The sequence below is a fragment of the Actinoplanes sp. URMC 104 genome (assembly GCF_051386375.1).
Classification (GTDB): domain Bacteria; phylum Actinomycetota; class Actinomycetes; order Mycobacteriales; family Micromonosporaceae; genus Actinoplanes.
Genome location: NZ_JBPQTO010000002.1, coordinates 1085255 through 1111716, shown reverse-complemented (window position 1 = coordinate 1111716; position 26462 = coordinate 1085255). Strand labels below are relative to the sequence as shown.

The following is a 26462-nucleotide window of genomic DNA, read 5'->3' as shown; positions in this document are numbered from 1 at the left end:
TCCGGTCGTCGCGTTTTGACCGGCGGTTGTGGAGAGAGGGTCGAGCACCGATGACGCAGCGTGGTCGCGCCGGCGCCCGGCCCGGGCAGGGGCCCGGAGCGCGCCGCCGCCGGGACGACGAGCAGCCGCGCGTCCCGGCCGCCCCGCGCATCGATCTGGCCGCCGCCCGCGCCCGGGTGCGCGCCGTCATCGAGCCGGTCGTGGCCGAGGCCGGCTACGACCTCGAGGACGTGAGCGTCGCCCGCGCGGGCCGTCGCCACCTGGTGCGCGTGCTGGTCGACGCCGACGGCGGCATCAGCCTCGACGACGTGGCGATCGTCTCGCGCGAGATCTCGTCGGCGCTCGACGCGGCCGACGAGACCGGCGGTGAGGTGCTCGCCGGGGAGTACCAGCTCGAGGTGGGCTCGCCCGGCGTGGACCGCCCGCTCACCCTGCCGCGCCACTGGCGGCGCAACAGGGGCCGGCTGGTCGCGGTCGACGGGCTGACCGGCCGGGTGGTCGACACCGACGACGAGGGCATCGTGCTGGACGTCGACGGCACACCCCGCGAGCTGCGCTACAGCGAGCTCGGCCCGGGCAAGGTGCAGATCGAGTTCAAGCGGCTGGACGAGGCCGAGTTCGACGACGAGGACGACGACGAAGGGGAGGGCGAGGAGTGAACATCGACCTCGCGGCGCTGCGCGCCCTGGAGCGCGAGCGGGAGATCCCGTTCGAGACGATTCTGGCGGCCATCGAGACGGCGCTGCTGACCGCCTACCGGCACACCGACGGCGCGCAGGGCCACGCGCGGGTCGAGATCGACCGCCGCACCGGCGTCGCGTCGGTGCTGGCGCAGGAGCTCGACGCCGACGGCACGGTGGTGCGCGAGTGGGACGACACCCCGCACGACTTCGGCCGCATCGCCGCGATGACCGCCAAGCAGGTGATCCTGCAGCGGCTGCGCGAGGCCACCGACGAGCAGCACTTCGGGGAGTACGCGGGCCGCGACGGCGACCTGGTCACCGGCATCGTGCAGGCCGACGCCGCCCGCGCCGAGAAGGGCATCGTGCTGGTCGACCTCGGCAAGATCGAGGCGGTGCTCCCGCAGTCCGAGCAGGTGCCGGGCGAGGCGCCGTACGAGCACGGCTCCCGGCTGCGGGCCATCGTGGTGCACGTGGCCAAGGGCTTCCGCGGCCCCCAGGTCACCCTTTCGAGGTCGCACCCGGCGCTGGTCAAGAAGCTGTTCGCGCTCGAGGTGCCCGAGATCGCCGACGGCACGGTCGAGATCGCCGCCATCGCGCGTGAGGCAGGTCACCGCACCAAGATCGCGGTCCACTCCACGGTCCCGGGCGTCAACGCGAAGGGCGCCTGCATCGGCCCGATGGGCCAGCGCGTGCGCGCCGTGATGAGCGAGCTGCACGGCGAGAAGATCGACATCATCGACTGGTCGGAGGACCCCGCCCAGTTCGTCGGCAACGCGCTCTCGCCGGCGAAGGCCCTGCGTGTCGAGGTGGTCGACGCCGCCACCCGGACGGCCCGGGTGACCGTGCCCGACTTCCAGCTGTCGCTGGCGATCGGCCGCGAGGGGCAGAACGCGCGGCTCGCCGCCCGCCTCACCGGCTGGCGCATCGACATCCGGCCGGACAACGAGCCCGCCGCCCCCGCGAACCCCGCCGGCCGGGATGCGGCCGAGGCGGGTAGCTGACCGGATACGCGTTTCGGACGCACGAGGAGTAGACTTTCTCATGGTCGGCCCGGCGCGCGCTGAATTCGTTCGGACGTGCGTCGGTTGTCGCAAGCGCGCGCCGGCCTCCGAGTTGATTCGGTTCGTCGCGGCCGGCACCGGGGTTGACCTCCGGCTCCAGCCCGATCCGAACCGCAGACTGCCGGGCCGGGGAGCGCATCTGCATCCCGATCCAGCTTGCTTCGCGCTGGCTCAGCGGCGTCGCGCCTTCGGGCGGGCGCTGCGACTCACCGGTGTTGCTGACACCGATCTGCTGGCCGAGCACATCCGTACGGTCATGCCGCACGGAACGACCGATGATGTGGCCATGGTGGCCGCGTCACGACCCAGCAAGGTAGGACGACCAAGATGAGCACACGATGAAGTCCCTGAAATGAACAGGCTTCTAGTGCACGAGTGAGGTCGTTGCGGGTGCGCTCGCACGACCTCGAAGTGAGGAGTGCAGTGCCAGGAAAGGCCCGCGTACACGAGCTCGCGAAGGAGCTCGGGGTCGACAGCAAGACCGTTCTCGCCAAGCTCAAGGAGATGGGCGAGTTCGTCAAGTCCGCATCCAGCACGGTCGAGGCCCCGGTGGCCCGGCGCCTGCGTGGCGCCCTCGAGGCAGGTTCCGCTCCGGCGGCCCCCGCCGCGGCGGCTCCCAGCGCGTCCGCGCCCACCTCCGCCCGTCCGGCTCCGCCGAGCGCCCGGCCTCAGCCGCCGCGCCGGCCCACCGCCCCGGCCCCGGCCCCGGCTCCGACCGCGGGAGCGTCCAGCGCCCCCACGTCGCCGGCCGCGCCGTCGCCCGGTCCCTTCGCGAGTCCCAAGCCGCCGGTCGGCCGTCCGGGTCCCCGGCCCGGCCCGGTCGCCAAGCCGGCGAGCGCCCACGACATCGAGGTCGCGGCGGCCGAGGCTCGTGCCTCGGCGCTCAAGGCCGAGCAGGAGGCCGCGGTCAAGGCCGCGCAGGCCGCCCGCACGCGTGACGCCGAGCGTCGCGCCCAGCAGCCGCCGGCCGACGGCGGCTCGCGTCCCCGTCCGCCGGGCCCCGGCTCGGTCCCGCCGCGCCCGGGCTCGCCCGCGGCCGGCCGTCCCGCGGCTCCCGGTGCTCCGGGTGGCCCGCGTCCGGGTCCCGCCGGTGGCGCTCCGCGTCCGCCGCAGCGCGGTCCCGGCAACAACCCGTTCGGTGTGTCCGGCGGCGGGGCGCGTCCCACGCCCGCCGCGATGCCCCGGCCCAACCAGCCCGGCATGCCGCCGCGGCCGAGCCCGGCGTCGATGCCGCCGCGGCCCAGCCCCGCGTCCATGCCCGCGCAGCGCCCGGCCGGTCCCGGCCGTGGCGGTCCCGGCGGCGGCGCCGGTCGTCCCGGCGGTCCCGGCGGCGGTCGTGGCGGTCCCGGCGGCGGCGGTGGCGGCTTCCGTCCCGGTGGCGCCGGCGGCGGCGGTGGCGGTGGCTACCGCGGCGGCCCCGGTGGCGGCGGTGGCGGTGGCGGCGGTTTCCGTCCCGGTGGTGGCGGCGGTGGCGGTGGCTACCGTGGCGGCCCCGGCGGCGGTGGCGGTGCTCCGGCCGGTGCCGGCGCTCCCGGTCGTCCCGGTGGCGGCGGTCGCGGTCGTGGCGGCGGTGCCGCGGGTGCCTTCGGGCGTCCCGGTGGCCGGCCGACCCGCGGTCGCAAGTCGAAGAAGCAGCGGCGTCAGGAGTTCGACAACCTGTCGGCGCCGCAGATGAGCTCGGGCGCTCCGCGCGGTCAGGGCCAGGAGGTCCGGCTCTCCCGCGGCGCGTCGCTCTCCGACTTCGCCGACAAGATCAACGCGAACCCCGGCTCGCTGGTCCAGGAGATGTTCAACCTGGGCGAGATGGTGACCGCCACGCAGTCGGTGTCCGACGACACCCTGCTGCTGCTCGGCGAGCACCTGGGCTTCGAGGTCAAGATCGTCAGCCCCGAGGACGAGGACCGCGAGCTGCTCGCGCAGTTCGACATCGACCTCGACGCCGAGGTGGACGAGTCCCGCCTGGTCACCCGGCCGCCGGTCGTGACCGTGATGGGTCACGTCGACCACGGTAAGACCAAGCTGCTCGACGCGATCCGCAAGACCAACGTGGTCGCCGGCGAGGCGGGTGGCATCACCCAGCACATCGGCGCCTACCAGGTGCAGTACGAGCACAACGGCGAGGACCGGGCGATCACCTTCATCGACACCCCGGGTCACGAGGCGTTCACCGCCATGCGTGCCCGCGGTGCCAAGGTGACCGACATCGTCATCCTCGTGGTGGCTGCCGACGACGGCGTGATGCCGCAGACGGTCGAGGCGCTCAACCACGCCAAGGCCGCCGACGTGCCGATCGTGGTCGCGGTCAACAAGGTCGACAAGCCGGACGCGAACCCCGAGAAGGTGCGCCAGCAGCTGACCGACTACGGCGTGCTCGCCGAGGAGTACGGCGGCGACACGATGTTCGTCAACGTCGCGGCGAAGCCCGGCATCGGCATCGACGACCTCCTCGAGGCCGTCCTGCTGACCGCCGACGCGGCGCTGGAGCTGACCGCTCCGACCGACGGCCCCGCCCAGGGTGTCGCGGTCGAGGCGCACCTCGACAAGGGCCGCGGCGCCGTGGCCACCGTCCTGGTGCAGAAGGGCACGCTGCGGGCCGGCGACTCGATCGTGGCGGGCGGCGCGCACGGCCGCGTCCGCGCCATGCTCGACGAGAACGGCAACCAGGTCGCGGAGGCGGGTCCCGCCCGTCCGGTGCTGGTGCTGGGTCTCACCTCGGTGCCGAGCGCGGGTGACACGTTCCTCGCCGCCGAGGACGACCGCACCGTGCGGCAGATCGCCGAGCAGCGGCAGGCTCGCCGCCGGGCGGCGACCTTCGCCAACTCGGGCCGCGCGAAGTCGCTCGACGACCTCATGCGTGACCTCAAGGAAGGCGAGAAGGCGTCGCTCACCCTGGTCATCAAGGGTGACGGCTCCGGTTCCGTCGAGGCCCTCGAGGACGCGCTGTTCAAGATCGACATTCCGGACGAGGTGCAGCTCAAGGTCATCCACCGCGGCGTCGGTGCGATCACCGAGAGCGACGTCAACCTGGCGTCGGCCTCGTCGGAGCAGACCGCCACGATCATCGGCTTCAACGTCCGGGCCTCCAACAAGGTCAAGGAACTGGCCGACCGCGCCGGCGTGGAGATCCGCTACTACAGCGTGATCTACCAGGCCATCGAGGAGATCGAGGCGGCGCTCAAGGGCCTGCTCAAGCCGGAGTACGAGGAGGTCGAGCTCGGCACGGCGGAGATCCGCGAGGTGTTCCGCTCGTCCAAGATCGGTCTCATCGCCGGCTGTCTGGTCCGCTCGGGTCTGCTGCGCCGCAACGCCAAGGCTCGCGTCCTGCGCGACGGCGTCGTGGTGGCCGACAACGTCACGATCAGCTCGCTGCGCCGCTTCAAGGACGACGCCACCGAGGTCCGTGAGGGCTTCGAGTGTGGTCTGACGATGAGCGGCTTCGGCAGCCCGCAGGTCGGCGACGTGATCGAGACCTGGGAGATGCGCGAGAAGCCGCGCGCGTAAGGTTCGCAACGGTCGAGGCCCCCGGCACTTCGGTGCCGGGGGCCTTGCTGTCCAATGGCACCCATGTCCCGGTATGCCCTGCTGCTCGCCCCCTCCGCCAACCGCGTCTACGCCGACCAGGCCGCCCGGCTCGCGACCGCCGAGCTGACGGCGTTCCTCGGCTACCTCGCGCCCGCCACGTCGGAGGTCTCCGTCACCTCGCTGGGCGGCGTCGAGTACCTCACGTTCTCCGGACAGCTCGGCGCGCGCGACATCGCGTACCTCTCGAACCTCTCGTCGGCGTACGCCCTGTTCGAGCGCGTCGACGACGAGCTGTTGCGCCCGCTCGCCCTCGCGCCGCTGGCCCGCTACGACAGCGACCTGATCACCATTCCGAAGTACGCGGGCAAGACCAACGAGCAGTTCACCAAGCTCGTGCTCAACCTGACGCTGCTCGCCTCGGCCTCGGCCGGCCGGATGCTCGACGGCGGCCTCACCGTGCTCGACCCGCTGTGCGGGCGCGGCACCACGCTGAACCAGGCGCTCATGTACGGCTACGACGCCGTCGGGGTGGAGATCGACGGCAAGGACGTGGAGGCGTACAAGCTGTTCCTCCAGACGTGGCTCAAGCGCAAGCGCCTCAAGCACACCGCGGAGCTGGTTCCCGTACGGCGGCAGGGCCGGCGGGCCGCGCGGCGGCTCGAGGTGTCGCTGGCAGCCAGCAAGGACGACCACAAGGCGGGCGCCGTGCAGAAGCTCGTGGTGCTGCAGGCCGACACCACCCAGCTCGACGGGCTGCTGCGCGGCGGGGTGGCGGACGTGCTGGTCGCCGATCTGCCGTACGGGGTGGCGCACGGCTCCTACGACGACGAGGGCGGCATCTCGCGGCGGCCGCTGGACCTGCTGGAACGCGCGGTGCCGCAGTGGCTGCCGCTGCTGCGCGAGGGCGGGGCGCTCGGGCTCTCGTGGAACACCAAGGTCGCGCGCCGGGAGCTGGCCGAGGACATCCTGCTGGCCAACGGCCTCGAGGTCGTACCGCACCTGCCCCTGGAGCACCGGGTGGACCAGGGCATCGAGCGCGACGTGATAATCGCGAGGCGCGATGTCGTACGGGAGCAGTAACCTTCGCGCTGATGTATACCGAGACCGCAGTGTTCGACCTGCTTCTTCCGGGTGACTCGCGCTCGCTGAAGCAGAAGCGTTCCTATGTCCGCCCGATCCTCGCGATGTTGAAGAAATACGAGGTCAGCGCCGCCGAGGTGGGCTTTCACGACCTGCACGGGCGCGCCCAGCTCGGGGTGGCGGCGGTGGCCGCCGAGCCCGCGCAGGCGCGCGCCGTGATCGACACCTGCGAGAACCAGGTGGCCGGGCGTCCCGAGATCGAGTTGCTCTCCGTGCGGCGCCGCCTCTACGGCGACGACGACTGAGTGGGGGACGTTCGGCCCGGCGGCCGCGTGGGTAGGCTTCAGCAGTTGGGCGGGGGTTGTTCGGACCCGCGGGATTCCAGTCGGAGGTGGGCGATATGTCGGACCCGGCCAAGACGCGTCGGCATGCGGAACGCGTACGGGAACTCGTAGCGTCGCTGGTGCGTGAGATCAAGGACCCCCGGCTCGGCATGGTGACCGTCACGGACGCGCGGATCACCGGCGACCTGCGCGAGGCGACGGTCTACTACACGGTGCTCGGCGACCCGACCGAGCAGGCGGCCACCCAGGCGGCGCTCGAGAGCGCCAAGGGCATGCTGCGCACCCGGGTGGGGCACGCGCTCGGGCTGCGGCACTCGCCGAGCCTGGCGTTCGTGCTCGACAACGTGCAGGACCACGCCAAGGAGATCGACGACCTGCTCGCCGAGGCCCGCCAGCGCGACCAGGAGGTGCAGCGCCTGGCCGCCGGCAAGCAGTACGCGGGCGACCCCGACCCCTACAAGAGCGACGACGACGAGGACGACGCCCCGGACACCGAGCGGGTGGGCGCCCGCGAGGACCAGGGGTGACATCGCCCTCCGCGGTGCGGCCCGGCCCGACGCCGGGCCGCACTCCCTCCTCCCGGGCCGCTGCCTCCTCCCGCGTCGCCGGCCCGTCCGAGGCCGTCGCGGCGTCGGACTGGGAGGCGGCGGTCGCTGCCGTCCGCGGCGCGGGGCTCGACGACGAGGTCCAGCTGATCTGCCACGTCAACCCCGACGGTGACGCGCTCGGCAGCATGCTCGGCTTCGCGCTCGGCCTGCGGCGGCTCGGCTTCACCCGGCTGCGCGCCACCTTCCCGGGCGAGTTCGACGTGCCGGAGCCCTACCGCGCGCTGCCCGGCATCGACCTGCTCGTTCCAGAGCAGCAGGCGTACGCGTCGCCGGCGCTCACCCTGATCTTCGACGTGGCCGCCGAGTCGCGCCTGGGCGGGCTGGCGAGCCTGCTCGACGGCGGCTCCCGCGTGGTCGTGCTCGACCACCACGCGTCGAACACCGGCTTCGGCGACGTCGCCCTCGTCGACCCCGGCGCCGCGGCGACCTCGGTGGTGGCCGACGAGCTGCTGAGCCGCCTGGGCGTGCCGCTCGACGCCGAGATCGCCGAATGCCTGTACGTCGCGCTCACCACCGACACGGGCTCGTTCAAGTTCGTCCGCTCGCCGTCGGTGCACACGCTGGCGGCCCGCCTGATCGCCACCGGCATCAGCCCCGCCGCGATCGCCCGGCGCACCTTCGACACCCGCCCGTTCGGCGCGATGAAGCTGGCCGGCGAGGTGCTGGGCCGCGCGCTGCTCGACCCGGCCGCCGCCGGCGGGCGCGGCCTGGTGTGGACGTACGCGACCACTGCCGACCTGGAACGCCACGGCCAGCGCCCCTACGTGCTCGACTCGCTGATCGACCCGGTCCGCGGCGTGGCCGAGGCCGACGTGGCGGTCCTCGTCAAGGAGCTCGTCCCCGGCGAGTGGGCGGTGTCGCTGCGCTCCAAGGGCGGCGTCGACGTCAGCGCGGTGGCCACGGCCCTCGGCGGCGGCGGTCACCGGCTGGCCGCGGGCTTCACCGCGTACGGCACCCCCGACGACGTGATCGCCGAGATCCGTCCCCTCCTGGACGCCCACCTCACCTGACGCGGAGCGTCCGGAAACACGAGGCTCGCCCGTGTCGGCCGTCACGTTCGTGGTCGCCAGCGACCCGATCGTCCGGTTGATCGCCCGCGGATGGCGGCTGGATCCCTCCGTTGAGCGTCCTACCAGCTCATCGCCGTGACAGGCGGCACTTCACCCTGCCGGAAATCGGCCCGACGTCTCGCAGCGTGGGAACAGTGCTCCATCCCGCGGACTGAACGATAGTTTGGTACCTGAACGGTGATTTGGTTTTGCGCGGCCGTGACAACCGCCCGCTGCGGAGCCTCGAGCCACCCGGGTCCACCGACTCGGGCCGCGTCACCACCGCCATGCGCCCGGCGATCCCGGGCCGGCACATGTGACGCCCGCTCGACCGATCCGAGGACGCGTGCCGTCGCGCTGCGTCCGCACCCACCGTGGAAGGACCACGATCATGGCCGCCAAGCCGAAGCCCCAGAACACCGACGAGGCCCGCGAGCAGGCGCGTCGCGCGCTGCAGACGTCGATGGACACGCGGCAGTAGGGCAGTAAGTCTTCACCCGCGTTGCACTCCTTACGACCGGGCGAGCATCATGACTGTTCATGAGCTCGCCTGCCCGGCCTGAGACCGACTCCCGCAGGATCGCCCAGCTCGCGCTGCCCGCACTGGTCGTGCTGGCCGCCGAGCCGCTCTACGTGCTCGTCGACACCGCAGTCGTGGGCCACCTCGGGCCGGTGCCGCTCGCGGCGGTCGCGGTCAGCGGCACGGTCATGTCGGTGGCGGTCTGGCTCGGGACCCTGATGGCGTACGGCACCACCGGCCGCGCGGCCCGGCGGTTCGGCGCCGGTGACCGCGAAGCGGCGGTCGCGGAGGGCGTCCAGGCGTCGTGGACGGCGCTGGCGGTGGGCGTCCTGCTGGCTCTGCTCGCCCAGCCGCTCGCCGGCCCGCTCGCGCAGACCCTTTCGGGTGACCCCGCGACGGCGGAGGCCGCGGCGGGTTGGCTGCGGGTCGCGTCGCTCGGAGCGCCCGGTCTGCTGCTCGCGGCGGCCGGCAACGGCTGGATGCGCGGCGTGCAGGACACGCGGCGGCCGCTGTTCTTCGTGCTCGGCGCCAACGTGCTGTCGGCGGTGCTGTGCCCGCTGCTCGTCTACCCGGTCGGGTGGGGGCTCACGGGGTCGGCGATCGCCAACGTGGTCGCGCAGAGCGTCTCCGGCTTCCTCTTCCTGTACGCGTTGGTCCGCGAGACCCGCTATCTGCGCCCCAGCCCGCACATCATCGGCCAGCAGCTGCGCGTCGGGCGCGACCTGCTCATCCGCGGGGCGGCGTTTCAGGCCTGCTTCCTGTCGGCAACCGCGGTGGCGAGCCGGTTCGGGGTCGAGTCGGTCGGAGCGCACCAGATCGCCCTGCAACTGTGGTTCTTCAGCGCGCTCGCCCTCGACGCGGTCGCGATCGCGGCCCAGTCGCTGGTCGGCGCGGCGCTCGGCGCCGGCAGTGCCGCCGGCGCGATCGCTGTCGCGCGCAAGGTGACGATCGCCGGCGGGATCGCCGGGGTCGTGTTCGCGCTGCTCGCCGCCGCCGGGTCGGACGCCATCCCCGGCTGGTTCACGCCCGACCCCGGAGTGCACGACCAGGCCGCGCTCGTCTGGCCCTGGTTCATCGGGCTGATGCCGTTCGCGGGGGTCGTGTACGCGCTGGACGGCGTGCTGATCGGCGCGGGCGACATCCGGTTCCTGCGCAACATCACGCTGGCCGCGGCGCTGCTCGGCTTCCTGCCGGCCATCTGGATCGCGTACTTCTTCGACCTGGGCCTCGGCGGCGTCTGGGCCGGCCTCGCCCTGCTGATCCTCATCCGCTTCGTCACGATCGTGTGGCGCTGGCGCTCGGGCCGCTGGGCCGTGGTGGGCGTCCAGCGCTGAGGGCGCGCCCGGCGGGGTGTGGGGGAGGGGCGGCTCCTAAGGTGGTCGGGTGAGCGCGGACGGACTGATCGTGGTGGACAAGCCGGCGGGGATGACGTCGCACGACGTGGTGGCGCGGATCCGGCGGCTGGCGAAGACGCGGCGCGTCGGTCACGGCGGCACGCTCGACCCGATGGCGACCGGCGTGCTGATCATCGGGGTCAACCGGGCGACGAGGCTCCTGACGTACGTCATCGGGTCGGGGAAGAGTTACACCGCCACCATCCGCCTCGGGCAGTCGACGATCACGGACGACGCCGAGGGGGAGGTCACCGCCACCGCGCCCGCGGACGGGGTCACCGACGAGGCGATCCACGAGGGGCTGGCGAGGCAGCGGGGCGAGATCGACCAGGTGCCCAGCGCCGTGAGCGCCATCAAGATCAATGGGCAGCGGGCCTACAAGCGCGTGCGCGAGGGGGAGCAGGTCGAGCTTCCCGCCCGCCGGGTCACGGTGTCGAGGCTCGACGTGCTCGCCATCCGGCGCGGCGACGGGCACATCGACGTCGACGTCGACGTGACCTGCTCGTCGGGCACCTACATCCGCGCCATCGCCCGCGACCTCGGCTCGGCGCTGGGAGTCGGCGGTCACCTGACGGCCCTGCGCCGCACCGCGGTCGGCGGGCTGACGCTGGCCGAGGCCCGCACGCTGGAACAGCTCGAGCAGGTCGCCCCCGACGTGGTGTCGCTGCCGATGTCACAGGCCGCGCGGCAGGCGTTCCCGCAGCGGGAGGCCACCGCCGACGAGGCCCGGGTGCTCAGCCACGGCGGCCCCCTGGCTCCCGCGGGCATCGACGGGCCGTACGCCGTCTTCGCCCCCAGCGGCGAGGTGCTGGCGATCGTGTCCGAGCGGGAGGGGCGCGCGCGGGCCGAGATAGTGCTCGCTCCCGCCTGAAAAGTAGGCTGAGGCCGGGACGCGTACGCCGGGAGGGCGGAACACATGCAGCGGTGGCGGGGCTTTGAGACGGTGCCGGGCGGCTGGGGGCGGTCGGTCGTCACGATCGGGGTCTTCGACGGCGTGCACCGCGGCCACCAGGCGATCATCGGGCACACCGTGAAGCGGGCCCGCGACCTGGGCCTGCAGTCGGTGGTGGTCAGCTTCGACCCGCACCCGTCCGAGGTCGTACGCCCGGGGTCGCACCCGGCCGTGCTCACCGAGCCGGTCCGCAAGGCCGAGCTGATCGAGCAGCTGGGGGTCGACGCGCTCTGCGTGGTGCCGTTCACCCCGGCGTTCTCGCAGCTCACCCCGGAGGCGTTCGTGCACGACGTGCTGGTGGAGGCGCTGCACTCCGCGGTCGTGGTGGTCGGCGACAACTTCCGATTCGGGCATCGGGCGGCCGGCGACGTGGCGCTGCTCGAGCGGCTCGGGGTGTCGTTCGGCTTCACCGTGGAGGACGCGCCGCTGGTCTCCGACAACGGGCTGGTCTTCTCGTCGACGTACATCCGCAGTTGTGTCGACGCCGGGGACGTGCGGGCGGCAGCCGCGGCGCTCGGCCGGCCGCACCGCCTGGCCGGCGTGGTGGTCCGGGGCGACCAGCGCGGCCGCGAGCTGGGCTTCCCGACGGCGAACCTGATGGTGCACCGCTACGCCGCGGTGCCCGCCGACGGTGTCTACGCGGCCTGGCTGATCCGTGGCGGCCAGCACGCCGCCCGGCTGCCCTCGAGCGTGTCGATCGGCACCAACCCCACCTTCTCGGGGCAGGAGCGCCGGGTGGAGGCGTACGTCCTGGACTTCGACGGCGACCTGTACGGCGAGCGGGTGAGCCTCGACTTCGTCGCCCATCTGCGCGAACAACGCACGTACGAGGGCATCGAACCGCTGGTGGCCCAGATCCGCGAGGACGTGGAAGAGACCCGCGCGTTGCTCCGTTGACGCCCTGGTAGGGTTGGGGTGCCGTCGGATGTCCGACGACCGGTCCCGCCTGCCTGCCCGACGCCGCGGGTCGCGGGGTAGCCGTATCTCACCGGCAACACAGGATCACGGAGAACATGGCGCTCGATCAAGAGACCAAAAACAAGATCATCGACGAGTACAAGGCGAAGGACGGCGACACCGGGTCGCCCGAGGTCCAGATCGCGATGCTGACCAAGCGGATCGCCGACCTGACCGAGCACCTGAAGACCCACAAGCACGACCACCACAGCCGTCGTGGTCTGCTGCTGCTGGTCGGCCGTCGCCGCCGCCTGCTCAACTACGTGCAGAAGAAGGACGTTCAGCGCTACCGGTCGCTCATCGAGCGCCTCGGCCTGCGCCGATGACTTGACGGGGGAGTGGCCCGACGCGGCCACTCCCCCGACATGTTTCACCCACGGACCCGCGCGGTACGCAGAGGGCAAGCCACCGGTCCTCGGTAGTGGTCCCCAGGCAGACATTCCTGGGTACTTCGATCGAAGACCGGCAGCCTGGAAACCGCGCTGTGTAGACCGCCGGGTCCTCGACGAAGGAGTACCGCACCACATGACAGAGCAGAACACCGCTCTCGGCACCGAGTCTCGCACCGCCGTCATCGACAACGGCACGTTCGGCACCCGCGAGATCACCTTCTCCACCGGCCGCCTCGCCAAGCAGGCCGCCGGTTCGGTCATCGTCCAGCTCGGCGAGACCGTCGTCCTCTCCGCCACCACGGCCAGCAAGTCGCCGAAGGAGCACTTCGACTTCTTCCCGCTGACCGTCGACGTCGAGGAGCGGATGTACGCCGCGGGCCGCATCCCCGGCTCGTTCTTCCGCCGTGAGGGCCGCCCCAGCGAGGACGCGATCCTCACCTGCCGCCTGATCGACCGGCCGCTGCGCCCGTCGTTCACCAAGGGCCTGCGCAACGAGGTCCAGGTCGTCGAGACCGTCCTCGCGCTCGACCCGGCCCACCCGTACGACGTGGTCGCCATGAACGGCGCGTCGATGTCGACGAAGCTGTCCGGCCTGCCGTTCAGCGGCCCGATCGGCTCGACCCGCGTGGCGCACATCGACGGCCAGTGGGTCGCGTTCCCGACCCTCGAGGAGCTCGAGCGGGCCACCTTCGACATGGTCGTCGCCGGCCGGGTCGTCGGCGAGGGCGACAGCGCCGACGTCGCGATCATGATGGTCGAGGCCGAGGCCACCCCGAACGCGATCAAGCTGATCGCCGGCGGCGCCACCGCGCCGACCGAGGAGGTCGTGGCGAGCGGTCTCGAGGCCGCCAAGCCCGCCATCCGCGAGCTGTGCCGCGCGCAGAGCGAGCTGGCCGAGGTCGCCTCGAAGCCGGCCGTCGAGTTCCCGGTGTTCCTCGACTACCAGGACGACGTCTACTCGGCCGTGGTCGAGGCCGTCCGCGAGGAGACCGCCGAGGCGCTCAAGATCGCGGGCAAGCAGGAGCGCGAGGAGGCCCTCGACCTGGTCAAGGCCAAGGCGCACGAGCAGCTCGACGAGCGCTTCGAGGGCCGCGAGAAGGAGATCTCCGCCGCCTTCCGCTCGGTCACCAAGAGCGAGGTGCGCCAGCGGGTGCTGCGCGAGCAGATCCGCATCGACGGCCGCGGCCCGCGCGACATCCGGCCGCTGTCGGCCCAGGTCGGCGTGCTGCCCCGGGTGCACGGCTCGGCGCTGTTCGAGCGTGGCGAGACCCAGATCCTGGGCGTCAGCACGCTGAACATGCTGCGCATGGAGCAGGCGCTCGACACGCTGGCGCCGGAGAAGTCCAAGCGCTACATGCACAACTACAACTTCCCGCCGTACTCGACCGGTGAGACCGGCCGGGTGGGCTCGCCGAAGCGCCGCGAGATCGGCCACGGCGCGCTGGCCGAGCGGGCGCTGGTGCCCGTGCTGCCGACGCGCGAGGAGTTCCCGTACGCCATCCGGCAGGTCTCGGAGGCGCTCGGCTCCAACGGCTCCACCTCGATGGGCTCGGTCTGCGCCTCGACGCTGTCGCTGCTGAGCGCCGGTGTGCCGCTCAAGGCGCCGGTCGCCGGCATCGCGATGGGCCTGATCTCGGACGAGGTCGACGGCAAGACGCAGTACGTCGCGCTGACCGACATCCTGGGCGCGGAGGACGCGTTCGGCGACATGGACTTCAAGGTCGCCGGCACCAGCGAGTTCGTCACCGCGCTGCAGCTGGACACCAAGCTCGACGGCATCCCGTCGGACGTGCTGGCCGGCGCCCTGCAGCAGGCGCACGACGCCCGCGCCACGATCCTCGAGGTCATGGAGCAGGCGATCAACGCCCCGGCCGAGATGTCGGAGTACGCGCCGCGGGTCACCTCGGTGAAGATCCCGGTCGACAAGATCGGCATGGTGATCGGCCCCAAGGGCCAGACGATCAACGCGATCCAGGACGAGACCGGCGCCGACATCTCGATCGAGGACGACGGCACGATCTACGTCGGCGCGACCAACGGCCCGTCGGCCGAGGCCGCGGTCGAGCGGATCAACGCGATCGCGAACCCGACGCTGCCCAAGGTCGGCGACAAGTTCCTCGGCACGGTGGTGAAGACGGCCGCGTTCGGCGCGTTCATCTCGCTGCTGCCCGGCCGCGACGGCCTGCTGCACATCTCCAAGGTGGGCGACGGCAAGCGCGTCGAGAAGGTCGAGGACTTCCTCAACGTCGGCGACAAGGTCGAGGTGTCGATCGCGGACATCGACGCCCGCGGCAAGATCTACCTCGACAAGGTCCGCCCCGAGGGCGAGGAGGCCCCGGCCGCGCCGGCCGCCGCCGCCTCCTCCGAGGGTGGCCGTCCGCCGCGTGAGCCGCGCGAGCGTGGCGAAGGCGGCGGCGAGCCCCGTCGTCGCCGGTCGCGCCCGAGCGGTGACCGTGGCGAGCGCCGCGAGTAACCACTAGTGGCAACGAGTTCCCGCGGGCCGGCCGAGAGGTCGGCCCGCGTGTCCACCAGGACCCTCTCGGACGGCGTCAAGCGCACCACCCTGCCCAGCGGGTTGCGCATCGTCACCGAGGCGATCCCGACCACCCGCAGCGCCGCACTCGGCGTCTGGGTGGGCATCGGCTCGCGCGACGAGACGCCGGGCATGCTCGGCGCCTCGCACTTCCTCGAGCACCTGCTCTTCAAGGGGACCCACAAGCGCACCGCGCTGCAGATCTCCGCGGAGCTCGAGGCCGTGGGCGGCGAGACGAACGCCTTCACCACGAAGGAGTACACCTGCTACTACGCGCGGGTGCTCGACGCCGACCTGCCGCTCGCGGTCGACGTGCTCTGTGACGCCGTCGCCGACTCGCTGATCGAGCCCGCCGACGTCGAGACCGAGCGCGGCGTGATCCTCGAAGAGATCGCCATGCACGAGGACGAGCCCGGCGACGAGGTGCACGACATCTTCACCGAGGCGATCTTCGGCGACCACCCGCTGGGCCGGCTGATCTCGGGCACCGAGGAATCGATCACCCCGATGACCCGGGCCCAGATCAACGGCTTCTACCGGCGCCGCTACAAGGCGCCGCACATCGTGATCGCGGCCGCGGGCAACCTCGACCACGCCACGGTCGTCCGGCTGGTCCGCAAGGCCCTGGCCGGCACCGCGCTCGACTCCGCGCCGGCCGCCCCGGCCCCGCCCCGCGGCGGCACGAAGCGGGTGCCCACGCAGAAGCCGCACACGGTGGTGCGCAACCGCGACACCGAGCAGGGTCACCTGGTCATCGGCGGGGTCGGCATCGGCCGCCGCGACGAGCGCCGCTTCGCGCTGGGCGTGCTCAACAACGTGCTCGGCGGCGGCATGTCGAGCCGGCTGTTCCAGGAGATCCGCGAGCGCCGCGGCCTGGCGTACTCGGTCTACTCGTACGCCAGCCAGTACGCGGACGCCGGGCTGTTCGGCGTCTACGCCGGCTGCGCGCCCGGCAAGGTGGAGGAGGTCCTCGACCTGGCCCGCGCCGAGCTCGCCCGCGTGGCGTCCGAGGGCGTCACGGCCGAGGAGGTGGCCCGCGGCAAGGGCATGGTCAAGGGCTCGTACGTGTTGGGTCTCGAGGACACCGGGTCGCGGATGAGCCGCCTGGCCAAGTCCGAGCTGCTCTACGGCGACCTCATGGCGGTCGACGAGCTGCTCGCCCGGGTCGACGCGGTCACCCGGGACGAGGTCAACGCGATCGCGGCCGAGCTGTTCGCCCAGCCGATGTCGCTGGCCGTGGTCGGCCCCTTCGACGAATCGGCGTTCGGGACCCACGGTTAACCTTGGACCCCGTGACGACGCTGGAAGCTCCGCCGCCGCCCACTCCGGCCATCACGCCGGAGCAACGCCAACGCCGGATCATCGGCATGACGATCTGGGCGGTGGCGTTCGCGGTCTTCGTGTGGCTGGTCGGCGTGCCCACCAGCGACCCGGTCACCGCGTTCGGCTGGCTGTGGCTGGCCACGATCGCGTGGCGCAACTACCTGCCCTGGCGTGAGCATCTGCTGTTCCTGCGCGACTGGGGCCCGGTCGTCCTGCTGCTGGTCTTCTACAACGTGTCCCGGGGCGCCGCGGACAAGCTGTTCGCGCCGCACGTTTACCCGTTGATCGACGCGGACACGGCGATGTTCGGCTGGCTCACGGACGGCAAGGTCCCGACCGTCTGGCTGCAGGAGCACCTGTACACCAAGCACGTCCCGTGGTGGGAGGTGGTCACCACGCTGGTGTACATCTCGCACTTCCTCACCGTGCCGACGGTGGCCGTGGTGCTGTGGGTGCGCAGCCGCAAGCTGTCCTACCGGTTCATCCGGCGCTGGATCACGCTCAGCCTGGCCGGCCTGGTCACGTACTTCCTCTACCCGGCCGCCCCGCCGTGGTGGGCCTCCCAGTACGGCTACCTCGGCGATCACGTCGAGCGCTTCTCGTCGCGCGGCCTCGACGTCATCGGGCTGCACGGCGCCGGCAACACGCTCAACGCCCTGCAGGTCGAGCAGTCCAACCCGGTGGCCGCCATGCCGTCGCTGCACACCGCGTACGCCATGATGGCCGTGGCGTTCTTCCTGCCGATGGTGCGCAAGCGGTGGTGGCCGGTGCTGCTCGCGTATCCGCTGGCCATGACGTTCACGCTGGTCTACACGGGCGAGCACTACGTGATCGACGTGCTGGTCGGCTGGCTCTACGTCGCCGGCGTCTTCACGGTGGTGAGCCTGGCCGAACGCTGGTGGGCGCGGCGGACTAAATTGTCCACGTGACGAACCAGGTGGAGACGATCCGCGTCGGCGTGCTCGGAGCGCGGGGCCGCATGGGCCTCGAGGTGTGCAAGGCGGTCGACGCCGCCGGCGACATGGACCTCGTCGCCATGATCGACCAGGGCGACGAGCTGTTCAAGGCCTCCGACGCGGGCGCCCAGGTGTTCGTCGACTTCACCACGCCCGACGTGGTCATGGACAACCTGCACTGGGCGATCGACCAGGGCATCAGCATGGTCGTCGGCACCACCGGCTTCACCGCCGAGCGGCTCGACCGGGTGCGCGGCTGGCTGGCCGGCAAGCCCGGCGTCGGCGTGCTGGTCGCGCCGAACTTCGGCCTCGGCGCCGTGCTGATGATGCAGTTCGCGGCGCGCGCCGCCCGCTACTTCGAGTCCGTCGAGATCATCGAGCAGCACCACCCACGCAAGCTCGACGCGCCCAGCGGCACCTCCACCCACACGGCCAAGCTGATCGCGCAGGCCCGCGCGGAGGCCGGGCTCGGCCCCCAGCCCGACGCCACCAAGGACGAGGTCGCCGGCGCCCGCGGAGCCGACATCGACGGCGTACGGGTCCACGCCGTACGCGCCTCGGGTCTGGTCGCCCATCAGGAGGTGCTGTTCGGCTCGCTCGGCGAGACGCTCACCATCCGCCACGACTCGCTCGACCGGGTGTCGTTCATGCCCGGCGTCCTGCTCGGCGTCCGCAAGATCCTGCAGCGCCCGGGCCTGACGGTCGGGCTGGACAGCTTCCTCGACTGAGCCCGCTAGTTTGTCTCGCTGTGGACCAGCTCTCTGTACGCGGCCGATCGGTCCGGGTCGTAGCAACCCTGATCGCCGGGGCGCTGCTGCTCGCCGGCACCCTGTGGGGCACCGACGACGACTTCCCGTTCGGGCCGTTCCGGATGTACTCGACGGCGCCCGACCCGAACGGCGACGCGCGTGACACCCGCGTCGAGGGCGTCGACGCCGACGGTCGTACGGTCGCGATCACCGAGGGCAACAGCGGCATCCGCCGGGCCGAGATCGAGGGCCAGCAGCAGGCGTACGTCGACGACCCCTCGCGGCTGAGCCGGGTCGCTTCCGCGTACGCGGACCACTCGCCGGGCGCGGCCCCGCTGCGCTCGGTGCGCATCGTGGTGCGCTGGCACGGCATCGAACACGCCCGCCCCACCGGCACGTGGCGCGACGAGGTCGTCGCGGAATGGACGCGCCCATGAGATGGCTGTTCGCGCCGGTGCCGCTCGGAAGGATCGCCGCCTTCCGCACGCTGGTGTACGTCTTCGTCGTCCTCGACCTGGTCGTCTTCACCCCCTGGGTCCGCTCGCACGCCAACACGCCCGGCGACCTGTACGAGCCGCTGCTGATCGGCCGTCTGCTGCACCTGCCGACGCCCACCCACCTGCTCGTGTGGGCCGTGTTCTGGGCCCTGATCGTGCTCGCGCCGGCCGCCGCCACCGGGCGGGCGCCGCGGCTGCTCGGGTGGGCGGTGTTCGCGCTGTACCTCGAGTGGATGGTCATCGCGATGAGCTACGGCAAGGTCGACCACGACCGTGTCGGCCTGCTCGTGGCGCTCGCCGTCCTGCCCACCGTCGGCCGCGCCCGGCACGGCGACCGGACGCTGAGCGAGGCCGGCGGCTGGGCGCTGCGGGTCACCCAGATCGCGGTCGTCTGCACGTACTTCCTCGCCGCCTGGGCCAAGCTCCGCTTCGGCGGCGTCGACTGGCTGACCAGCGCCGTGCTCGCCCAGGCCATCATCCGCCGCGGCACCTGGTTCGCCGACGAGATAGCCGTGATCCCGGGCCTCCTGATCGCGGCGCAGGTGGGCATCATGCTGTTCGAGCTGCTGAGCCCGCTGATCTTCGCCGTGCCGCAGCGGTTCCGCTGGCTGGGGGTGGCCTTCTTCTACTCCTTCCACCTCATGACGTTCTCGATGATCACCATTTCCTTCGCTCCTCACCTGGTGGCGATGGCCAGCTTCCTCTCGCTCGAGCGGGTGCGGCCGGTCGAGTGGGTCCGCCGTCACCTGGGTCGTCCTTCTCCCTCCTCGGCGGCGGCGCCTTAGAGTCGTCGCCGTTCGTCTCCCTGCTCGGTGCCGGATTCCTCTGCCCGTTGTCCTCCTTGCCGACTTTCTTGTTGGCGCTCGGCTCATTCCCGCTCGGCCGTCTGTGCTGGGCTTACTCGTGTTCGGCCGTCTGTGCTCTGCTTACTTGCGCTCGGCTGTCTTGCTCTGCTTACTTCCTACCGGTTGTCGCTGCTCGGCTTGCTCCTGCTCAGCACGAGGGCTTGGCGTACTCTGCTCGGCCGTCGGTGGTCGGCTCAGATGCTCAGCCGTCGGTGGTCGGCCTGCTTCTGCTCGGCCGTCGGTGGTCGGCTCACTCCGGCTCGACCGTCGTCGCGGCGGCTCCGACGGCCGGCGTCTCAGGTCTCTGCGGCGCGGTGTCCGCCGCTTTTCGGCCCCGCTTCTGTCCGGCCCCGCCGCTCCCCGCCCGGGAGCCCCGGGTGCCCGGTACCGCCGGCGCCGTGGCTCAGAGTCCGGCGCCGCCGGCCCCGTGGCTCGGAGTCCCGCGCCTCCAGCCAGCCCTCGGTGGTCGGCCGGGGCCCACCCATCGGACCACAAACGGGTCGGACGTGGGCAGCCGCCTGTGGACAGCGCGCGAATGTGGACAACACAACGTCGGGCGCCGCGGCGGCATAGGGTCTGGGCCCGCCCCCCTGGTCGGGTGGGGTGGGCTCAGTGGTCGGGTGGGACGGGCTCAGCGGCTGAGGAGGTTGGCTCGGTGGCTCGGGTGGGACGGCCTCAGCGGCTTAGTGGGACGGCCTAAGCGGCTCAGTGGAGCGGGCTCAGTGGTTCCGTGGGTTCGGACGAGCGAGCGCGGCCTGTGGACGACGGCCGGATGTGGACAACGGAAACCCGGCGCCGGCGCGGCGTAGGATTTGGGCCCGCCCCCTGGTAGGGCGGGGTGGGCTCAAGAAAAGGCGCGCAAGCCGATCAGCCGTCGCGCCCGTAGAGCGCGTCCCGCTGGGCCTGCGGCAAGGAGCAAGCCGCAGTTCCGCCCGGCAGCAGATGGCGATGCTCGGCGACCCACCGATAGGCCGGCCACGCCGCGAGCCGCACCGGCCCCAGCTGCAGCGCCCCGCCGGCGACCTGCCACAACCGGCCGGCGTCGCGCAGCAGCAGGGCGATCGCGTCCGGGCCCGAGGCGACCGTGCCGTCGGCGCTGACCCACTGGACGGCCTCCTCGCACTGGTCGGCGGTGAGGCCGAGCGCGTCGAGGTCGGCGAACTGCCACGGGACCACCCGGGCGTGGGTGGGGATGCGCTTGGTGATGAACTCGGCGCAGGTGGAGCAGAACGAGCAGTCGCCGTCGTAGACGAAGGTCGGCGTGGTCACCTTTCTATTCTCCGCTCAGCGCCACGTGCAGGCGCAGCTGGGGGACGAGCATGTCGTCCACGTCGAGCGCGCGGCCGGCGCCGTCGGGTTGCCAGCCGGCCGAGGTGAGGAACTTCTGCATGGCCTGGTCCTGCTCGTACGCCCAGGCCACCGCGTGGGTGAAGCCGTCGTCGCGCCAGTGGGTGACGGCGGCGGAGAGCAGGCGGCTGCCGTGGCCGCGGCGGCCCCAGCGCGGCTCGACCAGCAGGTCGGTGACCGCGGCGAACGTGGCGGGCAGCGGCGGCTCCTCGGGGGCGAGCGCCTGCTCGTCGGCGGGGCCGGCGGCGGCGAAGCCGACCGTGCTGGTCGCCGTCTCGCTCTGTTCGACCGCGACGAGGACGCGGTGCTGCTCGCTGGGCGGCTGCTCGATCGCCTCGGTCCAGCCGCGGGCCAGGTAGGCCTCGTCGAGGTTGGCCAGCACGTGCGCGGGGAACATGCGCCGGTACGCCGTGCGCCACGTGGCGAGCTGGATGCGGGCGATCTCCGCGGCGTCGCCGGGGCGCGCGGGACGGACGAAGCCGATTGCCATGCGGGGAGCCTACAGAGCGGTCGCGTAGCGCATTTCGGGTAGTTCGGCCGTGGTCCCGCGGGGCGTCCAGGACTTCTCGACGCCGTCCGGCGCCAGCCCGGCACGCTCGTAGAACCGGCGGGCCCGGGTGTTGCCGGTGAGCACCCAGAGCCGCATGTCGGGGAAGCCCGCCGCGGCCAGCCCGCCCCGCGCGGCGTCGATCAGCCGGCGGCCGGTGCCGCGTCCCCAGTGGTCGGGGTGCAGATAGATGGCGTACAGCTCGCCCATGCCGGGGTCGGGGCCGTCCTCCCGGCGGTACGGCCCGAAGCTGACGAACCCGACGACCCGGCCGTCCTCCTCCGCGACCAGGGTCTGGGCGCCCTCGGGCAGCGGGCGGGTGCGGCGGCGGGCGACGAACTCGTCCACGTCGAGCCCGGCGAGGTAGTCCCCGGGGACGATCCCGGCGTATCCGACCTGCCAGGTGCGCACGTGGATCTCGGCGACGGGGCGGGCGTCGGCGTCGGCGAACGGGCGAATCTCGGCCATCCCGCGATTTTGTCGTACCCCTGCTCTACCGTGCTCGTCGATGGCTCTCCCAGACTCGCTCTCCGTCGCGCAGGCCCGCCGTGTCACGCTCGCCGCGCAGGGCTTCGCCGACCCCAAGCCGGGTGGCGCGACCGACCTGCGCCACCTGCGGCGGGTGCTGCGCCGGGTGCACCTGATCCAGATGGACTCGGTCAACGTGCTGCAGCGTGCCCACTTCATGCCGCTCTACAGCCGCCTCGGGCCCTATCCGGTCGAGCTGCTGGAGCGGGCGGCCTACCGCAAGCCGCGCGACCTGTTCGAGTTCTGGGGGCACGAGGCGTCGCTGATCACCACCGACCTGCAGCCGCTGTTCCGCTGGCGCATGGCCCGCGCCGGAGAGATGGCCTGGGGCGGCATGCGGCGGGTCGCGCAGGAGCAGCCCGAGCTGGTCGCCCGCGTGCTCGACGTGGTGCGCCAGCGCGGGCCGATCACCGCCGCCGAGATCGAGCACGACGAGCCCCGCCGCACCGACCATTGGGGGTGGAACTGGTCGTCGGTCAAGCAGGCCCTCGAGTGGCTGTTCTACACCGGCCAGGTCACCGCGGCCGAGCGGACGACGTCGTTCGCCCGGCGCTACGACCTGCCCGAGCGGGTGCTGCCGCAGGCGGTGCTCAACGCGCCGACCCCCGCGCCTGTCGACGCGTTCCGGGCGCTGGTCGAGCTCTCCGCCCGCGCGCTGGGCGTCGCCGCCGAGCCCGAGCTGCGCGACTACTTCCGGCTGCCGGTCGACGGGTTCAAGCAGGCCGTCGCCGAGCTCATCGAGGATCAAGTGCTCCTTCCCGTACGGGTTCCCGGCTGGAAACAGCCGACCTATCTGCACCACGAGGCGAGGCTGCCCCGCTGGATCAGGGCGGCGACGCTCGTGAGCCCGTTCGACCCGCTGATCTGGGAGCGGGGGCGCACCGAGCGGCTGTTCGGCATGAACTACCGCATCGAGATCTACGTGCCCGCGGCCCAGCGGCTCTACGGCTACTACGTGCTGCCGTTCCTGCTCGGCGACCGGTTCGCGGCCCGGGTCGACCTCAAGGCCGACCGCAAGTCCGGCCGCCTGCTGATCCCCGCCGCGTGGCTCGAGGCCGGCGCCGACGCCGACGAGACGGCCGCCGCGCTCGCCGCCGAGCTGCACCGCCTGGCCGGCTGGCTGGGCCTGAGCGAGATCGCGCTGCCCGAGCGGGGCGACCTGGCGGCCCCGCTGACGGCGGCCCTGGGAGCGAGCCCGGCCGGTGTACCGTGACGGCCCCGCTGACATCCGCCCTGGGAGCGGACCGGGCAGCCGCCCTGGGAGCGGGCCGGGCAGCCGCCCTGGGAGCGGGCCGGGCAGCCGCCCTGGGAGCGGGCCGGGCAGCCGCCCTGGGAGCGGGCCGGGCCGGTGTACCGTGGCGCTCATGAGCGCCGCCACCACCCCGGATGCCGCCCGGCCGTGGCTCGACGACCAGCCGGTGCAGGGCCCGCCCGTGCCGCCCGAGTGGCTCGCCTACTACGCGCAGCAGCACCGGCCCGACCGGGTCACCCGGTTCGTCCAGCGGGTGTGGACCAGGTCGCCGGTCTGGGCCGCGCCGGTCGCGCTGCTGGCCTGCATGGGCGCGGCCGCCGGATACACGCTGGCCTCCCACCCGGCCGACGCGGGCGCCGGCGACGCCCCCACCTGCCTGCTCAAATACACCACCGGGTTCGTCTGTCCGGGCTGCGGCGGCACCCGCGCGGCCTGGTTCCTGCTGCACGGCGATCTGCCCGCCGCCGCCCGCCACCACGCGATCTTCACGTTCGCGGTGCCGTTCCTGCTCTACATGTACGTGGCCTGGGCCGCGAAGCGCCTCTTCCGGTGGAACCTGCCGCAGCTCACGCTCAGCCCGGCCGTTCTGATCACCTTCGTCGCTGTGTGGGGCGTGTGGAGCGTGCTGCGTAACCTGCCCTGGGCCCCGTTCACCGCGCTCTACGTCTGAATGGGCCGTCCTATAGGTTGGGGGGTATGACGCACGACCCGCGACCCTTCGGACGGCTGCTGACCGCGATGGTCACCCCGTTCGCCCCGGACGGCTCCCTCGACGTCGAGGGCGCGGCGCACCTGGCCACCTACCTCGTGGACGAGCAGCGCAACGACGCGCTCGTCGTCAGCGGCACCACCGGTGAGTCGCCGACCACCACCGACGCGGAGAAGGAGACCCTGCTCCGCGCCGTGGTCGACGCGGTGGGCGACCGGGCCAAGGTCGTGGCGGGGGTGGGCACCAACAACACCGCTCACACCATCGAGCTGGCCCACGCCGCGGAGAAGGCCGGCGCGCACGGCGTGCTGGTCGTGACGCCGTACTACAACAAGCCGCCGCAGGCCGGCGTGGCCAAGCACTTCCTCACGGTCGCCGACTCGGTCGGCCTGCCGGTGATGGTCTACGACATCCCGCACCGCGCCGGGGTCGCCATCGCCACCGAGACGATGTGCCGCATCGCCGAGCACGACCGCATCGTGGCGGTCAAGGACGCCAAGGGCGACCTCGTCGCGAGCTCGGAGGTGCTCAGCCGCACCGACCTGGCCTACTACTCCGGCGACGACGCGGCCACCCTGCCGCTGCTGTCGATCGGCGGCGCCGGCCTGGTCGGCACCTCCACCCATTTCACCGGCGTGCTGGCGAAAGACATGATCGAGGCGTTCGAGCGCGGGGACAACGCCGCCGCCCTGGCCCTGCACCGGCGGGCGATGCCGCTGTTCACCGGCATCTTCCGCGTGCCGGGGACCATGCTGGTCAAGGCGGGCCTGAACGCCCAGGGCCGCCCGGCGGGCCCGGTCCGCTCGCCGCTGGTCGACGCGACCGGCGCCGAACTCGACCAGTTGCGCCAGGACGCAGCCGCGGCCGGCATCAGCCTGTGACGGGCGAGAGCCGGCTTCAAACGACGAAAGACAGATAAACGCCAATGAGTCAAGCTCACGTGGAGCTGGATCCGCCACCGCCACTGCCGGAGGGCGCGCTGCGCGTCATCCCCATGGGCGGGCTCGGAGCCATCGGCCGCAACATGACGGTGCTCGAGTTCGACGGCAAGCTGCTGGTCATCGACTGCGGCGTGCTGTTCCCCGACGTGGAGCAGCCGGGCGTCGACCTGATCCTGCCCGACTTCACGCCGATCCTGGACCGGCTCGACGACATCCAGGCGATCGTGCTCACGCACGGCCACGAGGACCACATCGGCGCCGTGCCGTACCTGCTCGCCCACAAGGCGGACATCCCGCTGGTCGGCTCGGAGTTCACGCTCGCGCTGGTCGAGGCCAAGCTGGCCGAGCGCCGCCTGGACCCCTACACGCTGACCGTGCGTGAGGGGCAGACCGAGCGGCTGGGGCCGTTCGACTGCGAGTTCTTCGCGGTGAACCACTCCATTCCCGACGCGCTGGCGGTGGCCGTACGCACCCCGGCCGGTCTGATCCTGCACACCGGCGACTTCAAGATGGACCAGGTGCCGCTCGACGGCCGCATCACCGACCTGGCCGGCTTCGCGCGGCTCGGGGCCGAGGGCGTCGACCTGCTGCTGTCCGACTCGACCAACGCGGAGGTGCCCGGCTTCGTGGCGCCCGAGCGCGACATCGGCCCGGTGCTCAGCTCGATCTTCGGCAAGGCCAAGGGCCGGATCATCGTGGCCAGCTTCGCCTCTCACGTGCACCGCGTCCAGCAGGTGCTGGACGCCGCCTGGGAGTACGAGCGCAAGGTCGCCCTGATCGGCCGCTCGATGGTGCGCAACATGGGCATCGCCCGCGACCTGGGCCTGCTGAACATCCCCGACGGCCTGCTGGTCAGCCTCGACGAGGCGACCAGCCTGCCGGGCGACGAGGTCGTCTTCATGTCGACCGGGTCGCAGGGCGAGCCGATGAGCGCGCTCGGCCGCATGGCCACCGGCGACCACCGGCACATCACGATCGAGACCGGGGACACGGTCGTGCTCGCCAGCTCGCTGGTGCCCGGCAACGAGACCTCGGTCTACCGGGTGATCAACCGGCTGTCCCGGGCCGGCGCCACCGTGGTGCACAAGGAGACGGCCAAGGTGCACGTCTCCGGCCACGCGCCGGCCGGCGAACTGCTCTACCTGCTCAACGTCGTACGCCCCAGCAACCTCATGCCGGTGCACGGCGAGTGGCGGCACCTGCGCGCGCACGCCCAGCTCGGCATCGAGTCCGGCGTCGCCCCCGACCGGGTGGTGCTCTGCGAGGACGGCGACGTCGTCGACCTGGTCGAGGGGCACGCGCGGCACGTCGGCCGGGTGCAGAACCGCTACGTCTACGTCGACGGGCTCGCGGTCGGCGACGTCAGCGAGTCGCTGCTGACCGAGCGGCGGATCCTGGGCGACGGCGGGTTCATCTCGGCGACCGTGGTGATCGACTCGGTGACCGGCAAGGTGGTGGGCGAGCCCAACATCTCGGCCAAGGGCTTCAGCGAGGACCCGGACGCGTTCAACCCGGTGATCCCGTTGCTGACCGCCGCGCTGCACCGCTCGGCCGAGGACGGCATCACCGACACCCACCAGTTGCAGCAGGTCGTGCGGCGCACGGTGGGCCGGTGGGTCAACGACGCGTACCGCCGCCGGCCGATGATCGTGCCGACCGTCGTAGAAGTCTGA

At 72.3% G+C, this 26462-nt stretch carries 25 protein-coding genes; 22 read left to right on the top strand and 3 right to left on the bottom strand.

Annotated features, from left to right (window positions below):
- Positions 1 to 50: 50 nt before the first annotated feature.
- From rimP to ACSNN8_RS06020, 18 genes are all read left to right on the top strand, one after another.
- Positions 51 to 659 carry a ribosome maturation factor RimP gene (gene rimP, locus ACSNN8_RS06105; RefSeq protein ID WP_436647460.1) on the top strand — a complete coding sequence of 203 codons (609 nt, stop codon included), beginning with the start codon at positions 51 to 53 and terminating at the stop codon, positions 657 to 659.
- Positions 656 to 1684, top strand: a complete 1029-nt coding sequence (nusA, locus tag ACSNN8_RS06100) for a transcription termination factor NusA (protein WP_436647459.1) — start codon at positions 656 to 658, stop codon at positions 1682 to 1684. Before rimP ends, nusA begins: the two co-directional genes overlap by 4 nt.
- A gap of 40 nt (positions 1685 to 1724) precedes the next feature.
- Positions 1725 to 2075: a YlxR family protein gene (locus tag ACSNN8_RS06095; protein ID WP_436647457.1), complete on the top strand. Its 351-nt coding sequence runs from the start codon at positions 1725 to 1727 to the stop codon at positions 2073 to 2075.
- Positions 2076 to 2167: 92 nt separating this feature from the next.
- Positions 2168 to 5245, top strand: coding sequence for a translation initiation factor IF-2 (gene infB / locus ACSNN8_RS06090; RefSeq protein WP_436647456.1), 3078 nt, complete (start codon positions 2168 to 2170; stop codon positions 5243 to 5245).
- Positions 5246 to 5308: 63 nt separating this feature from the next.
- A complete protein-coding gene (locus ACSNN8_RS06085; protein ID WP_436647455.1) occupies positions 5309 to 6346 on the top strand; it encodes a TRM11 family SAM-dependent methyltransferase in 1038 nt (345 codons plus the stop codon).
- Between the two features lie 11 nt (positions 6347 to 6357).
- On the top strand, positions 6358 to 6651 hold the full coding sequence (locus ACSNN8_RS06080) for a DUF503 domain-containing protein (RefSeq protein WP_436647454.1): 294 nt from the start codon (positions 6358 to 6360) through the stop codon (positions 6649 to 6651).
- 95 nt (positions 6652 to 6746) lie between these two features.
- A complete protein-coding gene (rbfA, locus tag ACSNN8_RS06075; RefSeq protein WP_436647452.1) occupies positions 6747 to 7217 on the top strand; it encodes a 30S ribosome-binding factor RbfA in 471 nt (156 codons plus the stop codon).
- A gap of 14 nt (positions 7218 to 7231) precedes the next feature.
- Entirely contained in the window at positions 7232 to 8308 is a 1077-nt protein-coding gene (locus ACSNN8_RS06070; protein WP_436649425.1) for a DHH family phosphoesterase, read from the top strand.
- Positions 8309 to 8887: 579 nt separating this feature from the next.
- Positions 8888 to 10201 carry an MATE family efflux transporter gene (locus ACSNN8_RS06065; RefSeq protein WP_436647450.1) on the top strand — a complete coding sequence of 438 codons (1314 nt, stop codon included), beginning with the start codon at positions 8888 to 8890 and terminating at the stop codon, positions 10199 to 10201.
- 49 nt (positions 10202 to 10250) lie between these two features.
- Entirely contained in the window at positions 10251 to 11132 is an 882-nt protein-coding gene (gene truB / locus ACSNN8_RS06060; RefSeq protein WP_436647449.1) for a tRNA pseudouridine(55) synthase TruB, read from the top strand.
- A gap of 45 nt (positions 11133 to 11177) precedes the next feature.
- On the top strand, positions 11178 to 12110 hold the full coding sequence (locus ACSNN8_RS06055; RefSeq protein ID WP_436647447.1) for a bifunctional riboflavin kinase/FAD synthetase: 933 nt from the start codon (positions 11178 to 11180) through the stop codon (positions 12108 to 12110).
- A 116-nt stretch (positions 12111 to 12226) separates the two neighbouring features.
- Positions 12227 to 12496 carry a 30S ribosomal protein S15 gene (rpsO, locus tag ACSNN8_RS06050; protein ID WP_436647446.1) on the top strand — a complete coding sequence of 90 codons (270 nt, stop codon included), beginning with the start codon at positions 12227 to 12229 and terminating at the stop codon, positions 12494 to 12496.
- A gap of 199 nt (positions 12497 to 12695) precedes the next feature.
- The gene (locus ACSNN8_RS06045; protein WP_436647444.1) at positions 12696 to 15035 is read left to right on the top strand and encodes a polyribonucleotide nucleotidyltransferase; all 2340 of its coding nucleotides are present in this window, start codon (positions 12696 to 12698) and stop codon (positions 15033 to 15035) included.
- Between the two features lie 48 nt (positions 15036 to 15083).
- Positions 15084 to 16376, top strand: coding sequence for a M16 family metallopeptidase (locus tag ACSNN8_RS06040; RefSeq protein ID WP_436647442.1), 1293 nt, complete (start codon positions 15084 to 15086; stop codon positions 16374 to 16376).
- A gap of 86 nt (positions 16377 to 16462) precedes the next feature.
- The gene (locus tag ACSNN8_RS06035; protein WP_436649423.1) at positions 16463 to 17347 is read left to right on the top strand and encodes a phosphatase PAP2 family protein; all 885 of its coding nucleotides are present in this window, start codon (positions 16463 to 16465) and stop codon (positions 17345 to 17347) included.
- Positions 17344 to 18102 (top strand): 4-hydroxy-tetrahydrodipicolinate reductase, encoded by a 759-nt coding sequence (gene dapB / locus ACSNN8_RS06030; protein ID WP_436647440.1) that lies wholly within the window; start codon positions 17344 to 17346, stop codon positions 18100 to 18102. Before ACSNN8_RS06035 ends, dapB begins: the two co-directional genes overlap by 4 nt.
- A 20-nt stretch (positions 18103 to 18122) precedes the next feature.
- Positions 18123 to 18560, top strand: coding sequence for a hypothetical protein (locus ACSNN8_RS06025; RefSeq protein ID WP_436647438.1), 438 nt, complete (start codon positions 18123 to 18125; stop codon positions 18558 to 18560).
- The gene (locus tag ACSNN8_RS06020) at positions 18557 to 19405 is read left to right on the top strand and encodes an MFS transporter permease (protein ID WP_436647437.1); all 849 of its coding nucleotides are present in this window, start codon (positions 18557 to 18559) and stop codon (positions 19403 to 19405) included. Before ACSNN8_RS06025 ends, ACSNN8_RS06020 begins: the two co-directional genes overlap by 4 nt.
- A 927-nt stretch (positions 19406 to 20332) precedes the next feature.
- Here the strand turns inward: ACSNN8_RS06020 and ACSNN8_RS06015 are convergent.
- Genes ACSNN8_RS06015 through ACSNN8_RS06005 form a run of 3 tightly spaced genes read right to left on the bottom strand, consistent with a single transcriptional unit; the run spans position 20333 to position 21827 of the window.
- Positions 20333 to 20734, bottom strand: coding sequence for a thiol-disulfide oxidoreductase DCC family protein (locus ACSNN8_RS06015; RefSeq protein WP_436647436.1), 402 nt, complete (start codon positions 20732 to 20734; stop codon positions 20333 to 20335).
- A 4-nt stretch (positions 20735 to 20738) separates the two neighbouring features.
- Positions 20739 to 21302, bottom strand: coding sequence for an N-acetyltransferase family protein (locus ACSNN8_RS06010; protein ID WP_436647434.1), 564 nt, complete (start codon positions 21300 to 21302; stop codon positions 20739 to 20741).
- A 9-nt stretch (positions 21303 to 21311) separates the two neighbouring features.
- Positions 21312 to 21827, bottom strand: coding sequence for an N-acetyltransferase family protein (locus tag ACSNN8_RS06005; RefSeq protein ID WP_436647432.1), 516 nt, complete (start codon positions 21825 to 21827; stop codon positions 21312 to 21314).
- A 40-nt stretch (positions 21828 to 21867) separates the two neighbouring features.
- Here ACSNN8_RS06005 and ACSNN8_RS06000 point away from each other — a divergent pair, with 40 nt between their 5' ends.
- The 4 genes from ACSNN8_RS06000 (at position 21868) to ACSNN8_RS05985 (ending at position 26462) form a co-directional block, all read left to right on the top strand.
- Positions 21868 to 23100: a winged helix-turn-helix domain-containing protein gene (locus ACSNN8_RS06000; protein WP_436647431.1), complete on the top strand. Its 1233-nt coding sequence runs from the start codon at positions 21868 to 21870 to the stop codon at positions 23098 to 23100.
- Positions 23101 to 23251: 151 nt separating this feature from the next.
- A complete protein-coding gene (locus ACSNN8_RS05995; RefSeq protein WP_436647430.1) occupies positions 23252 to 23809 on the top strand; it encodes a DUF2752 domain-containing protein in 558 nt (185 codons plus the stop codon).
- 26 nt (positions 23810 to 23835) lie between these two features.
- The gene (gene dapA, locus ACSNN8_RS05990; protein WP_436647429.1) at positions 23836 to 24729 is read left to right on the top strand and encodes a 4-hydroxy-tetrahydrodipicolinate synthase; all 894 of its coding nucleotides are present in this window, start codon (positions 23836 to 23838) and stop codon (positions 24727 to 24729) included.
- 44 nt (positions 24730 to 24773) lie between these two features.
- On the top strand, positions 24774 to 26462 hold the full coding sequence (locus tag ACSNN8_RS05985; protein ID WP_436647428.1) for a ribonuclease J: 1689 nt from the start codon (positions 24774 to 24776) through the stop codon (positions 26460 to 26462).

Coding starts and splice junctions, on each gene's coding strand:
- rimP (WP_436647460.1), top strand. CDS start 51: ATGACGCAGCGTGGTCGCGCCGGCGCCCGGCCCGGGCAGGGGCCCGGA.
- ACSNN8_RS06095 (WP_436647457.1), top strand. CDS start 1,725: ATGGTCGGCCCGGCGCGCGCTGAATTCGTTCGGACGTGCGTCGGTTGT.
- ACSNN8_RS06085 (WP_436647455.1), top strand. CDS start 5,309: ATGTCCCGGTATGCCCTGCTGCTCGCCCCCTCCGCCAACCGCGTCTAC.
- ACSNN8_RS06080 (WP_436647454.1), top strand. CDS start 6,358: ATGTATACCGAGACCGCAGTGTTCGACCTGCTTCTTCCGGGTGACTCG.
- rbfA (WP_436647452.1), top strand. CDS start 6,747: ATGTCGGACCCGGCCAAGACGCGTCGGCATGCGGAACGCGTACGGGAA.
- ACSNN8_RS06065 (WP_436647450.1), top strand. CDS start 8,888: ATGAGCTCGCCTGCCCGGCCTGAGACCGACTCCCGCAGGATCGCCCAG.
- ACSNN8_RS06055 (WP_436647447.1), top strand. CDS start 11,178: ATGCAGCGGTGGCGGGGCTTTGAGACGGTGCCGGGCGGCTGGGGGCGG.
- rpsO (WP_436647446.1), top strand. CDS start 12,227: ATGGCGCTCGATCAAGAGACCAAAAACAAGATCATCGACGAGTACAAG.
- ACSNN8_RS06045 (WP_436647444.1), top strand. CDS start 12,696: ATGACAGAGCAGAACACCGCTCTCGGCACCGAGTCTCGCACCGCCGTC.
- ACSNN8_RS06035 (WP_436649423.1), top strand. CDS start 16,463: ATGACGATCTGGGCGGTGGCGTTCGCGGTCTTCGTGTGGCTGGTCGGC.
- ACSNN8_RS06020 (WP_436647437.1), top strand. CDS start 18,557: ATGAGATGGCTGTTCGCGCCGGTGCCGCTCGGAAGGATCGCCGCCTTC.
- ACSNN8_RS06010 (WP_436647434.1), bottom strand. CDS start 21,302: ATGGCAATCGGCTTCGTCCGTCCCGCGCGCCCCGGCGACGCCGCGGAG.
- ACSNN8_RS06005 (WP_436647432.1), bottom strand. CDS start 21,827: ATGGCCGAGATTCGCCCGTTCGCCGACGCCGACGCCCGCCCCGTCGCC.
- ACSNN8_RS06000 (WP_436647431.1), top strand. CDS start 21,868: ATGGCTCTCCCAGACTCGCTCTCCGTCGCGCAGGCCCGCCGTGTCACG.
- ACSNN8_RS05995 (WP_436647430.1), top strand. CDS start 23,252: ATGAGCGCCGCCACCACCCCGGATGCCGCCCGGCCGTGGCTCGACGAC.
- dapA (WP_436647429.1), top strand. CDS start 23,836: ATGACGCACGACCCGCGACCCTTCGGACGGCTGCTGACCGCGATGGTC.
- ACSNN8_RS05985 (WP_436647428.1), top strand. CDS start 24,774: ATGAGTCAAGCTCACGTGGAGCTGGATCCGCCACCGCCACTGCCGGAG.